The organism is Streptomyces sp. NPDC057137, assembly GCF_042670825.1.
Classification (GTDB): Bacteria; Actinomycetota; Actinomycetes; order Streptomycetales; family Streptomycetaceae; genus Streptomyces.
In genome coordinates, this window is the sequence record NZ_JBHUUW010000015.1 from 1 (window position 1) to 11871 (window position 11871).

The following is an 11871-nucleotide window of genomic DNA, read 5'->3' on the forward strand; positions in this document are numbered from 1 at the left end:
GGGGGCGGGGATTGGTGAAACCCCCCCCCCCGGGGCCCGGGGGCCGCGTGGGCGGGGGGGTACTGGGGGGGGGCCGGGGGGGGGCCGCCGGGCCTGCGGGCCCGGCGGCACCGTTCTCTGCCGTGGGACCGCTCAGTCGTGCTTCGGGTGGTGCGCCGGGATCGGGGGCAGTTCGCCCGTCGTCTCGTACGTCGCCAGCATCTCGATGCGGCGCGCGTGGCGCTCCTCCCCCGTGTACGGGGTGGCGAGGAAGATCTCGACAAACTTGGTCGACTCGTCCTGGGTGTGCTGACGGCCGCCGACGGAGATCACGTTCGCGTTGTTGTGCTCGCGGCTGAGCGCCGCGGTCTGCTCGTTCCAGACGAGCGCGGCGCGCACGCCCTTCACCTTGTTCGCGGCCATCTGCTCGCCGTTGCCGGAGCCGCCGATCACGATGCCGAGGGACTCCGGGTCGGCCGCCGTCCGCTCCGCGGCGCGGAGGCAGAACGGCGGATAGTCGTCCTGGGCGTCGTAGATGTGCGGGCCGCAGTCGACGGGCTCGTGGCCGTGGGCCTTGAGCCACTCGACGAGGTGGTTCTTGAGTTCGAAGCCGGCATGGTCGGAGCCGAGATACACGCGCATGGGCGAAGTGTGGCACGTCGGGCGCGGTGCGGAGCGCTCCGGGGTCGGGAGTGCCGTACCCATACATGACGGCGGATGTCAGGTATCGGCGTGAGGCTGTCTGTGTCCGGACGTGCTTCGCGGCGCGTACGGGCGTGTATCCGCGCGTATCCGCGTGGGTGCACATGGATGTACGTGTGGCTGTACCAGTGGATGGAGAACTTCCCATGTCCGACAACTCGCTCACGGCGCTCCCCCATGTCTTCCGGCCCGGCGACCCCGGCTACGACGACGAGTTGGCCGGTTTCCAGCTCGGCTTCTCGCCGCGCCCCGACGTGGTCGTCGGAGCCACCGGCACCGGCGACGTCCGGACGGCCGTCGCCCACGCCGCCGCGCACGGTCTGCCCGTGGGTGTCCAGGCCACCGGCCACGGCGTGCCTGCGGCGGCCGAGGGCGGGCTGCTGATCACGACGAAGCGGATGGACGGCGTACGGATCGATCCCGGGGCCCGTACGGCCACGATCGAGGCGGGGGTGCGCTGGCGGCAGGTGGTCGAGGCCGCGGGGCCGCACGGGCTCGCCCCGCTGAACGGTTCGTCGCCGGGTGTCGGCGCCGTGTCGTACACCCTGGGCGGTGGACTGGGCCTGCTGGCGCGGGAGTTCGGCTACACCGCCGACCATGTGCGCGGCCTGGACGTGGTCACGGCCGATGCCCGGCTGCGGCGGGTGACGCCTTCGAGCGACCCCGAGCTGTTCTGGGCACTGCTGGGCGGCGGGCACAACTTCGGTGTCGTGACGGCACTTGAGGTGGGTCTGGCGCCGGTGGCGCGGCTGTACGGCGGGGCGCTGCTCTTCGACGGTGAGCTGCGGGACGACGTCGTACGTACGTATCTGGAGTGGGTCAAGGCCGTGCCCGACACGCTGACCTCGTCGCTCGCCGTCATGGTGTTCCCCGACATGGAGGAGCTGCCGCCGTTCCTGCGGGGGCGGTACACGCTCTCCGTCCGCGTCGCGTTCACCGGCGACGAGGCGGCGGGCGAGCGGCTGGTGGCGCCGCTGCGGGCGATCGGGCCGACGATCACGGACTCGCTGCGGGAGATGCCGTACACCGAGTCGGCCACGATCCACAGCGATCCCGAATTCCCGCACGCGTACTGGGGGGACAGCGCGATGCTGTCGGGGCTGGACGCGGAGACGCTGACGGACCTGCTGGAGCTGACGGGTCCCGCCGCGCCGATGATGTGCGTCGTCCAACTCAACCCGCTGGGTGGGGCGCTGGCGAAGGAGCCGGCGGTGCCCAATGCCGTCCCGTACCGGGACGCGGTGTTCCTGATTCGGGGACTGTCACCGCTCGCCGGGCCGGATCTGGCGGCGGTACGGGAGCTGTACGGGCGGTTCTTCGACCGGCTGGCCCCGGTGACCGTGGGCCGTTCGCTCAACTTCGTCTTCGCCGACGGCGCCAGGACGGAGGGGCTGTACGACGCGGAGACGGCGCGCCGGCTCGCCGGGCTCAAGGCCCACTACGACCCGGCGAACCTGTTCCGTCGCAACTACAACATCGCGCCGGACAACTCGCACAAGCCGTAGGTCAGTCCTGGCGGCCGACGAGCTTCCAGGAGGCGGGCAGCAGGCCCATCGCCAGCGCGGCCTTGAGTGCGTCACCGAGCAGGAACGGGGTGAGCCCGGCGGCCAGGGCCGCGCTCAGCGACAGGTCGGCGGCGACCGCGAGATACGGCACGCCGACCGCGTAGATGATGACGGAGCCGAGCACCATCGTCCCCGCGGTGCGCGGGACGGAACGGTCGCCGCCGCGTCGGGCGAGCGAGCCCACGACCGTGGCGGCGAGCAGCATCCCGAGCACATAGCCGAAGGAGGCGCCGCCGGGACCCGACGAGCCCTCGGAGAACCACGGCATGCCGGCCATGCCGACGAGGGTGTAGACGGCGAGCGCGAGGAAGCCGCGGCGGGCGCCGAGCGCGGTGCCGACGAGCAGCGCGGCGAAGGTCTGGCCGGTGACCGGGACGGGGGAGCCGGGGACGGGGACGGCGATCTGCGCCGCGATACCGGTGAGCGCCGCGCCGCCGAGTACGAGCGCGGTGTCGACCGCGTACCGGTTCCGGGCGACGGGGAGCAGATCGGCGAGAACCGCTCCGGTACGGGTGGTGGCGGCAGCAGTGCTCATCGGGACTCCGCGAGGTGAGGACAGGTGTGTGGGCAGGGGAACAGGCTGACGGTAGCCCACCGCCGTACGCCGGGACATGGGTGACCGAGCACAACACGGCGGCGTGGGTGATGGTGGACTTCCGACAACTGGGGCGCTCCATGCGGTCGATGGGCGTGACGCTTGTCACGGAATTCGCTCAGGTGAGGGTCGTGGCGTCTCGACGGAGATCGTTTTGCGTGGCAGGACGGCGGTCGAGCAGACTGTGACTTCCCACCAAAGGGACAGCCGGGTCCGGCTGTCTCCTCCCCCGTCCGTCAGTGAACAGGGCACCCCCATGTCACCCCCCACGCCTCTCCCCCCGTCCACCACTACCTCCTCCCCCACTCCCCGCCCCGACTCGGCGCTCACGCACGGACTCAAACAGCGCCATCTGTCGATGATCGCGCTCGGCGGTGTGATCGGCGCCGGGCTGTTCGTCGGCTCGGGCGCGGGCATCGCCGCCGCCGGTCCGTCGATCGTCGTCGCGTACGGCGCCTCCGGACTGCTCGTCATGTTGGTGATGCGCATGCTCGGCGAGATGTCGGCGGCGAATCCGGCGTCCGGTTCCTTCTCCGTCCACGCGGAGCGGGCGATCGGCCCGTGGGCCGGCTTCACCGCCGGGTGGGCCTTCTGGGTTCTGCTCTGTGTGGCGGTGGGACTTGAGGGGATCGGCGCGGCGCAGATCGTCTCCGGCTGGCTGCCCGGCACCCCGGAGTGGGTCTGGGTGGCTGGCTTCATGCTGGTCTTCCTCGGCACGAATCTCGCGGCCGTGAAGAACTTCGGCGAGTTCGAGTTCTGGTTCGCCTCGCTCAAGGTCGGCGCGATCGCGCTGTTCCTGGTGCTCGGCGTGCTCGCGATCCTCGGCGTCCTGCCCGACACCGACGCGCCCGGCACCGCCAATCTGACCGGCGGCGGCGGTTTCCTGCCGAACGGCTCGGAGGGCCTGGTGATCGGCCTGCTGGCCTCCGTCTTCGCGTACGGCGGTCTGGAGACGGTCACCATCGCGGCGGCCGAGTCGGAGGACCCGGTGCGGGGCGTCGCGAGGGCGGTGCGTACGGCGATGTGGCGCATCGCGCTCTTCTACGTCGGTTCGATGGCGGTCATCGTCACGCTGGTGCCGTGGGACGACCCGAAGATGGTCGAGAAGGGCTCCGGCCCGTACGTCGCGATGCTCGACCGCCTCGCCATCCCCGGCGCGGGCCAGATCATGAACGTCGTCGTGCTGGTGGCGCTGCTGTCGGCGATGAACGCGAACATCTACGGTGCTTCGCGCATGGCCCGTTCCCTGGTCGTACGCGGCCAGGGCCCGAAGGTGCTCGGCAAGGTGACGTCCGGCGTCCCACGCAACGCGGTGCTCGCCTCGTCGGTCTTCGGTTTCCTCTGCGTACTGCTGAGTTACTGGCGCCCGGACGACATCTTCGCCTGGCTGCTGAACATGACGGGCGCGGTGATCCTCGTCGTCTGGGCGTTCATCGCGGTCTCCCAACTGGTGCTGCGCCGCCGCACGGAGCGCGAGGAACCTTCGAAACTTGTCGTACGGATGTGGCTGTTCCCGGCGCTGACGTGGGTGGCGCTCGCGGGGATGGCGACGATATTCGTGCTGATGGTCCGTCAACCGGGCACGCGTGACCAGTTGTTGGCGACGGGTCTGCTGACGCTGGGGCTCGCGACGATCGGCGTCGTACGGCAGAGGCGGGCGGCGTCGTCGGGCAGGTGACGGCGCCGGGCAGGTGACGGCCGGGGGCGTCGGGCAGGTGACGGACGACCGACGTCGCCCCGGCAGCGGTCCTCACCGCATGTGGGAGCAGTCGGCATCAGGGTCGCGCGCGACGGCGATCACATCGTCGAGCCGGTCGCGCACAGCGAGCAGGTCGGTGATCCGCCGGTCGATGCGGACCCGCTCGGTCACCAGTTGGTCCAGGAGCTTCGGGGGCGCTTCGTCCGAACCCGAGTCCACGCACGGCAGGACGTCGCGGACCACTCTGCTCGACAGGCCCGCGGCGTACAGCTGTTGGATCAGCCGGACCCGGCCGACGGCGGTGTCGGGGTAATGCCGCTGGCCGCCGGGGCTGCGGCGCGCCGGGAGCAGTTCCTGTTGCTCGTAGTAGCGCAGCGCCCGGACGCTCACTCCCGCCTTGTCGGCGACCTCACCGATGCGCACCGGTCCTCCTCCGCTCGGGCGGCGCGCCGCCCGATTTGCACCTGACACTGACGTCAGCTTTTAGCCTAAGGGTCGTCGGCGCCGGCCGGGCATTCACCCCACTGATGGCACGAACGGCCACTTCAGGCCGTGTGGAAAGGCAGAACGTCATGCGCGCAGTCCGTTATCACGAGTACGGCGGTGTGGAGACCCTGGTGGTCGAGCAGGCGCCGGACCCGCACCCCGGGTCCGGCGAGATCCGCGTCCGCGTCGCGGCGGCCAGTGTCAATCCCGTCGACTGGAAGGTGCGTTCCGGCGCGGTACGCGAGGTGTTTCCCGTGGACCTGCCCGCGATTCCCGGGCGTGATGTCGTCGGCGTGGTAGACGAGATCGGTGAGGGTGTGGAGGGGGTGAGCATCGGCGACCGTGTCTTCGGGCTGGGCGGCGTCACCGGCGCGACAGCGGAACTGGCCGTGCTCTCGGCCTGGGCCCACGCACCCACCACGTGGACCGACGAGGAGGCCGCCGGCGCCGGCCTGGCGTCCGTGACCGCGATGGGCGGGCTGAAGCCGCTCGGCCCCCTGGCCGGGCGCACCCTTCTCATCGAGGGCGCCTCCGGAGGCGTGGGCAGTGCCGCGGTCGAGATCGCGGTGGCTCAGGGCGCCACCGTGATCGGGACGGCGCGCGAGCGCAACCACGAGTTCCTCGCCTCCCTCGGAGCCGTACCCACCACATACGGCACCGGCCTCGCGGAGCGCCTCGCCACCCTGGCCCCGGGCGGTGTCGACATCGCGCTCGACACAGCGGCCTCCGGGTCCCTGCCCGATCTCGTCGCGATCGTGGGCGACCCCACTCGCGTGTCGACGATCGCCGACCACGCCAACGCGCACGTCCTGGGTGTGCACCTGGCCAACGCGGAGAACGACTCCACGCTCCTCTCCGAAGCGGCCGAACTCGGCAGGCAGGGCCGCTACACACCGCGCGTCGAGCGGACCTACCCGTTTGAGCAGACCGTGGAAGCGCACGCGTACGCCGAGCGCGGACACACGCGGGGGAAGATCGTGATCTCCATCTGAGCCTGTCCCACTGTTCGGGGCTTCCCGCGGCTTCGGCCGCGGGGAGCCAGGGCCCACGAAGATTCGCCGGACAGGGCAGGGCGGGTCGGGGCACTAGTCGAGCGTGGCGATCGCGGCTCGGAGTCCGTCGAGTTCCTCGCGTGCGAGGTCAGGGAGTGTCCGCTCCTCGGCGGGCTCGCACCAGCGCGCGTACGCGGAGTGGAACGCGCGGACACCGAGTTCCGCGGCGACGCCCGCCACCGGCTCCGGCACCTCGCGCTGTCGCAGGGCCTCGCTCATCGCCTCCGCGAGGCTCGCCTGCTTGAACACCGAGCGCTCCCGAAGCTCGGCGTTGTCCGCGATGACCCGCTGCAGCCGCGGGCCGAACTCGCGCTGCTCGGGAGTGAACGAGGCCGTCAGCGCGTCGAGGCCGGCGGCGACGGCCCGCAGTGGTGTGGCTCCCTCCGCTGCCTCGGCGATCCCCTCCGCGAGCAGCCGGCCGTGGACCTCCTGGCCGGCGAAGAGCACCTCGCGCTTGTCGCGGAACTGCCGGAAGAAGGTGGTCTTGGTCAGCCCCGCCCGCTCGGCGATCTGGGCGACCGCGGTGCTGTCGTAGCCCTGTTCGGCGAACAGGTCGATCGCGGCGCGCACCAGCCGTTCACGCGTGTTCGGTTCCCATCGAGCCATGCCGTACAGCCTATGTGATGTGACTCGGTACCGTCACTCTGCTACCGTGATGTTACTGAGTCACATCACTCTTTCCGCAGGGAGCTGACCATGCGCGTTTTCGTCACCGGTGCCAGCGGCTACATCGCCTCGGCCGTCATCCCCGAACTCCAGCAGGCCGGCCACGAGGTCGTCGGCCTGGCCCGCTCCGAGAAGTCGGCCGCCGTTGTCGAGGCTCTGGGCGCCGAAGTACGCCGCGGCGACCTGAGCGACCTGGACAACCTGCGTGAGGCCGCGGCCGGCGCGGACGCGGTCGTCCACCTCGCCTTCGACCACGCGTCCATCGCCGTCGGAAAGTTCGCCGAGGCGGCGGCGGCCGACCTCACCGTCGTACGGACCTTCGGCGAGGTGCTGGCCGGCACCGGCAAGACCCTCATCGGCGTCGGCGCGACCCCCACCGGCGACCCGGACCACGACCCGGCGATCAACGCCAACCCACGCTCCGTCGTCTCCCGCGAGATCGCCGGCCTCACCGAGCGCGGCGTACGCACCATCCTCGTCGCCGTCCCGTCGGTCACCCACAGCTCACGGGACACGACCGGATTCGTCCCGCAGCTGATCCGGATCGCCCGCGCCACGGGCGTATCGGGCTACCTCGGCGAGGGCACCAACCGCTGGCCGGCCGCCCACGTCCTGGACATCGGCAGGCTCTACCGGCTGGCACTGGACAAGGCCCCGGCCGGAGCGCAGCTGTACGGCGCCGCCGAGGAAGGCATCCCGGTCCGCCACATCGCCGAGGCGATCGGCCGCCGCCTGGGCATCGACACCAAGAGCATTCCGGCCGACTCGGCCGCCGAGCACTTCGCGACCTTCCCGTTCATGGCCCTCGACCTCACGATGTCCAGCGCCGGGACGCGCGAGCTGCTGAACTGGGAGCCGAGCCACCCGGGCCTGCTCGCCGACCTCGAAGAGGGCCACTACTTCACCACCGGCTGACGCCGAAGTGACCGGCACCCGACGGTGTCGGATTCCTACTGACTCCGCCGGCCGAGGACGCAGAACTCGTTGCCCTCGGGATCTGCCAGTACGACCCACGACTGATCGCCCTGACCGATATCGACCCGCCGCGCGCCATGGGCCACCAGACGAGCGACCTCGGCGTCCTGGTCGTCGGGCCGGAAGTCGAGATGCAGCCGGCTCTTGGTCTTCTTGATCTCATCGATCTTGACGAAGTCCAGCCCCGGCAGGCGATCCGGCGCCGGGCGGATCTCGAACTCGTCGTCGGACGTGTAGACCACCACCCAACCGAGAGCCGTGGCCCACCACTGCCCCAAGGCCGCCGGGTCCACCGAATGCACGATTACCTGTTCCCATTCCAAGGTCATCCGCCGATCCTAGACCTGCCGGGTCTCCGCGCCGATCAGGGCCTTTCCGTCGCCGACGACGTTGTCCGGGTCATCCAGCCACACCCGTTGCCCGCCCCGCCCATCGACCGACAGTCCGAACCGGGAGCGCTCCGGCTTCCCCAGCTCATGCCAACCAAGGAACGCCGCTCGCGTCTCGCCCCAGAGCGCGCGGGGACCGTACTGCTCCACCTCGTACGTCTCCGCGTCGGGGGTGTAGTCGACGGTCGCCCATGATTTCCGGTCGTCGGAAAAGAACCACAGGGTGGCCGCCCCGCTGCCGTCGTCCGCCTCACACCAGCGGTACCACGCGTCGGTGACGCTCAGCCCGGTGAAGAACGCGGGATCGTCCTGGATCACGTTCTGCGGCGCGATGTCGGTACTGCTCCTCTCCCCCTCCTCCTGGTGATACAAGTCCACGATGCGCCCGGCCCCGGCCCGTTGCGTCCGGTCCCACATGAAGGCCGGGTAACCGGAGAACGCCCCCTGAGCCTCCCCGTCCACCACATCCAGCGTCGCGTACGAGCCGCTGAAGAAGCTGCTGCCCCACGGAGTGACGATCCGCCCGTTCGGACACTGCTCCAACCACGCCAACGGGACCTCCCGCACGGTGCAGGTGCAGATGACGCGGTCGTACGGCGCACCTCGCTGATGCCCGTCGCGGCCGTTGCCGAGAACCGTGGCCGGGTGGAACCCCGCCCGCTTCAGGTTCTCCCTGGCTGTGGACAGGACCGCCGCGTCCAACTCGACGCTGGTCACGTTGCCTTCGCCCAGTCTGTGGGACAGCCAGGCGGCGTTGTAGCCGGTACCGGTGCCGATCTCCAGAACCCGTTGCCCGTCCCGCACATCGAGCAGGCACAACATCTCAAGCATGATCGACGGCATCGAAGAGGACGATGTCGACAGTCGGAACGCGCCTTCCGGCGTCCTCTCCCCGTCATTCACCTGCGTGACGACGGGGGCATCCGAGTAGACCGCTCGCAGCCAGCTCTCGGGGTCGGTGGCGAAGTCGCCCTCTTCGATGACGCCGGGGATGAAGAGCCCCCGATCCACGGAGGCCACGGTGTCCCGCCACTCAGGCGGCAACGCCCCCTTGCTTTTCAGCGTTTCCACGAGCCGCTGTCGCGTCGTCATCCGGCCTCACTTCTTCGGCTTCGGCGGCTCGTACGGTTTGGTCTGCCCCGGCGGCCTGTCGCGGTGGCCGTCGCTGTCGGACGTGTCGGGCTTGCCGGAGTGGTCTCCGCCCTTCCTACCCATGGTCTCCCTCGTTTCCTGCTGACTGCACTACTCCAAGAACGCTACGGAGCAAGGGAGTTGCCGGTCCACGTTCTTGCATGAGCTTGCATGCAGATTCAACGGAGGGAGTTGATCGCCTCCGTGATGAGAGCGCGGGCATCCGAGCCGTAGACGGCCATTTCCGCCAGTTGGGAGAACGCCTTGGCATAAGTCGTGATCTCGCTCGGAGCGGACACGTTCACGGCAGCCGTCAGTAGTTCGACGCTCGCCTGGTGGTCGTCGAACAGGTAGAACGCCTCCAGGGGCCAGACACGCCGCTCGGCGGAGAACGGGATGATGCCGAGGCTCACGTTCGGAAGCGCCATCACCGCGAGCAGATAGCCCAGCTGGCCGGCCATCGTCTCGGCGTCGCCGATGCGGTAACGAAGCACGGTCTCTTCCATGAGCAACGCGAAGCGGTGGCCGCCCTCATGGAGGACATGCGACCGTTCGATGCGCGAAGCCGCAGCCTCGGACGAGTCGTCCGGAGTGCCCTGGAAGGCGGCGATCGTGGAGAGCAGAGCAGCCGCGTACGCCTCGGTCTGAAGCATGCCGGGCACGACGTTCGAGCAGTACACGCGGAAGTGCCGTGTCGCTTCGTACAGAGGGACGACTTCCTCCTGCGCCCGGCGCATCCCGTGCCGGTGCAGCTTCTTCCAGTGCACATACATCTGGTCGGCCTGGCGGTTCGCGGCGACGAGATCCGCGGTTTGGTCTTCCGCGCCGCACGCTTCGCACCAGGCGCGGATGTCGGCGTCCGAGGCGGGCGTCTTCGCCCGCTCGATACGTGACGACTTCGCGGGGCTCCAGCCGCACCGAAGGGCCAGGTCGTGCCCGGTCAGCTCCGCGTCTCTGCGCAGCTCCCCGAGACGGGCGGCGAGGACTTCGCGGGCGGCCTGAGCACTGGACGAGGGGGACGCGGACATGAGTTGGCTCTTCCGTGTTTCGCCCGGTCAGACCGAGTACTTCTCGTGCGGGACGCCTCGCTCCCACACGGCCTCGAACGCGGCGGACGCCAACCGCGCCACCGCCGGCTCGGTGCGGACCTCCCAACCCGGTTCGGACCAGTTGCCGTCACCAGAGAAGTGGTTGAAGAGCACGGTCTCACCGTCGAACACCCAGCAGTCGTTTCCGGGCAGAGCGATGTCGGACGCCTGCCGCCGGGGCAGCCAGTGGACTTGCTCCCCGGCCTGAAGGTTGACCGCGGTGCCGGCGTGTTCGTACCGGATGTAGTCGGTGACCGGTTCGGAGACGACGCGGGCACGACGGACCACAACGCCTCGGGCTACGGTGCTCCGGATCAGATCGACCCAAGGCGTCCAGTACTCAGAAGCAGGGTCCACGTCACGGTGCCCCGTACGCTTCCAGCTCTCGAAGTCCTCGGCTTCATCGCCTACGCCGTACGAGTCGCGCATCTCCAGGTGCACGGCCGAGTGCCTGGCGGCCGCCAGCAGTTCATTGAAGCCCGGCTCGTTCTGCGACATCACATGCCTCCCTGAGCATCGGCACCATGCGAGCCGGAATCCGAATCACGGCCTCGTGCGCGGGAACACCCGGCGCATGCCCTGGGGCCTCGAACGCCGCGCACTCCGCCTCCAGCTTCTCGTCCGGCTTCCAGCCCTGAAGCACCAGTTCTCGCTTCTCCTCGTCCACCCAGATGGTGGGGGAGCCCTGCTGCCCTGTGTCCGGATCAATCCCGATGAACCGTAATCCCATGGCTGCCTCCGGGTGTTGAGTGGCTTACGCCAACTTGCACGAGCTTCCCGGTGACAGGTCGTCAGCGTCAAGAGCACGGGAGCACCAGCGCGAGCTGAACGCGGCTGAAGAACTCGCCCAACCGGCCTGACCAGGACCGCTGGTACCTGACCCGGCCTCGTCAGGAGTCCCTGGCGTCCGCCACGTTGGCCACCATCCTGCGCAGGACCTTCAGCGCGGCCACGTACTCCTCGTCGCTGATGCCCTCGTGAACCACGGTGCGCACCTCGGTCACCAGCTCGCGCAGCCGTACCCGGGCAGCCTCCCCGGCATCGGTGAGGTGCAGGCGGTGGGTGGCGTCGGTCCGTAGCCAGCCGCGGTGGAGCAGTTGGTCGACGACCCGGCCGATCTCGTGCGGTCCGTCCGCGAGAGGTGTCAGCTGGCTGACGACCTCCTCGCGGCTCGGTGCCGAGGGCCCGCCGTTCAGGCGGTTCAGCACCCAGTACTGCGGCTGTGTGACGTCGATCCTGGCCATGGCGTCACGCAGCTGCCGGGTGACGACCTCATGGGCGAGGCCGCTCCAGTACCCGACGGGCTGGGCGGCCAACATGTCGTCGGTGGCGGCCGGATCGGCCGGCGCCTGATCGGTGGCGGTATCGGTCGGCGGTTTCATGATCCGACGCTAGCGGTCGCCTCGACGCTTGCTGTACGCGAGAGGGCCCGGCCTCGGACGAGATCGGGCCCTCTTGATGCGGCGGCACTACGGTCGCTTGAACTCGCCGTCCTGCACGCCGCCTTCAAATGCCGCCCACTCGCCGGCGGTGAAGACCAGCGC

Annotated in this window: 14 protein-coding genes; 4 read left to right on the plus strand and 10 right to left on the minus strand. The window is 69.8% G+C overall.

The window, feature by feature from the left end:
• Positions 1 to 132: 132 nt before the first annotated feature.
• A complete protein-coding gene (locus ACFT9I_RS15095; protein ID WP_382564307.1) occupies positions 133 to 621 on the minus strand; it encodes a ribose-5-phosphate isomerase in 489 nt (162 codons plus the stop codon).
• A 206-nt stretch (positions 622 to 827) separates the two neighbouring features.
• Here ACFT9I_RS15095 and ACFT9I_RS15100 point away from each other — a divergent pair, with 206 nt between their 5' ends.
• Entirely contained in the window at positions 828 to 2186 is a 1359-nt protein-coding gene (locus ACFT9I_RS15100) for an FAD-binding oxidoreductase (protein WP_382564309.1), read from the plus strand.
• A gap of 1 nt (position 2187) precedes the next feature.
• On the opposite strand, the gene ACFT9I_RS15105 is transcribed toward ACFT9I_RS15100, so the two are convergent.
• Positions 2188 to 2781 (minus strand): biotin transporter BioY, encoded by a 594-nt coding sequence (locus ACFT9I_RS15105; protein ID WP_382564311.1) that lies wholly within the window; start codon positions 2779 to 2781, stop codon positions 2188 to 2190.
• Between the two features lie 316 nt (positions 2782 to 3097).
• Here ACFT9I_RS15105 and ACFT9I_RS15110 point away from each other — a divergent pair, with 316 nt between their 5' ends.
• A complete protein-coding gene (locus ACFT9I_RS15110; RefSeq protein WP_382564313.1) occupies positions 3098 to 4519 on the plus strand; it encodes an amino acid permease in 1422 nt (473 codons plus the stop codon).
• A 72-nt stretch (positions 4520 to 4591) separates the two neighbouring features.
• Here the strand turns inward: ACFT9I_RS15110 and ACFT9I_RS15115 are convergent, their stop codons facing one another.
• Positions 4592 to 4963, minus strand: a complete 372-nt coding sequence (locus ACFT9I_RS15115) for a MerR family transcriptional regulator (RefSeq protein ID WP_382564315.1) — start codon at positions 4961 to 4963, stop codon at positions 4592 to 4594.
• Between the two features lie 149 nt (positions 4964 to 5112).
• Between ACFT9I_RS15115 and ACFT9I_RS15120 the strand changes: the two genes are divergently transcribed.
• Positions 5113 to 6018 carry an NADP-dependent oxidoreductase gene (locus ACFT9I_RS15120; RefSeq protein ID WP_382564316.1) on the plus strand — a complete coding sequence of 302 codons (906 nt, stop codon included), beginning with the start codon at positions 5113 to 5115 and terminating at the stop codon, positions 6016 to 6018.
• 93 nt (positions 6019 to 6111) lie between these two features.
• Here the strand turns inward: ACFT9I_RS15120 and ACFT9I_RS15125 are convergent, their stop codons facing one another.
• Positions 6112 to 6684, minus strand: a complete 573-nt coding sequence (locus tag ACFT9I_RS15125) for a TetR/AcrR family transcriptional regulator (RefSeq protein WP_382564318.1) — start codon at positions 6682 to 6684, stop codon at positions 6112 to 6114.
• A 90-nt stretch (positions 6685 to 6774) separates the two neighbouring features.
• Between ACFT9I_RS15125 and ACFT9I_RS15130 the strand changes: the two genes are divergently transcribed.
• Positions 6775 to 7659 carry an SDR family oxidoreductase gene (locus ACFT9I_RS15130; RefSeq protein ID WP_382564320.1) on the plus strand — a complete coding sequence of 295 codons (885 nt, stop codon included), beginning with the start codon at positions 6775 to 6777 and terminating at the stop codon, positions 7657 to 7659.
• Positions 7660 to 7694: 35 nt separating this feature from the next.
• Here ACFT9I_RS15130 and ACFT9I_RS15135 read toward each other — a convergent pair whose 3' ends face one another.
• The 6 genes from ACFT9I_RS15135 to ACFT9I_RS15160 all read right to left on the minus strand — a co-directional run bounded on the left by ACFT9I_RS15135 (position 7695) and on the right by ACFT9I_RS15160 (position 11709).
• Positions 7695 to 8048: a VOC family protein gene (locus ACFT9I_RS15135; protein ID WP_382564322.1), complete on the minus strand. Its 354-nt coding sequence runs from the start codon at positions 8046 to 8048 to the stop codon at positions 7695 to 7697.
• Between the two features lie 9 nt (positions 8049 to 8057).
• Positions 8058 to 9200, minus strand: coding sequence for a methyltransferase domain-containing protein (locus ACFT9I_RS15140; RefSeq protein ID WP_382564324.1), 1143 nt, complete (start codon positions 9198 to 9200; stop codon positions 8058 to 8060).
• 218 nt (positions 9201 to 9418) lie between these two features.
• Positions 9419 to 10267: a helix-turn-helix domain-containing protein gene (locus ACFT9I_RS15145; protein WP_382564326.1), complete on the minus strand. Its 849-nt coding sequence runs from the start codon at positions 10265 to 10267 to the stop codon at positions 9419 to 9421.
• A gap of 27 nt (positions 10268 to 10294) precedes the next feature.
• Positions 10295 to 10825, minus strand: coding sequence for a DUF6879 family protein (locus ACFT9I_RS15150; protein WP_382564327.1), 531 nt, complete (start codon positions 10823 to 10825; stop codon positions 10295 to 10297).
• Entirely contained in the window at positions 10797 to 11057 is a 261-nt protein-coding gene (locus tag ACFT9I_RS15155; RefSeq protein WP_382564328.1) for a hypothetical protein, read from the minus strand. Before ACFT9I_RS15155 ends, ACFT9I_RS15150 begins: the two co-directional genes overlap by 29 nt.
• 160 nt (positions 11058 to 11217) lie before the next feature.
• Positions 11218 to 11709, minus strand: a complete 492-nt coding sequence (locus tag ACFT9I_RS15160) for a MarR family winged helix-turn-helix transcriptional regulator (protein ID WP_382564329.1) — start codon at positions 11707 to 11709, stop codon at positions 11218 to 11220.
• Between the last annotated feature and the right edge of the window lie 162 nt (positions 11710 to 11871).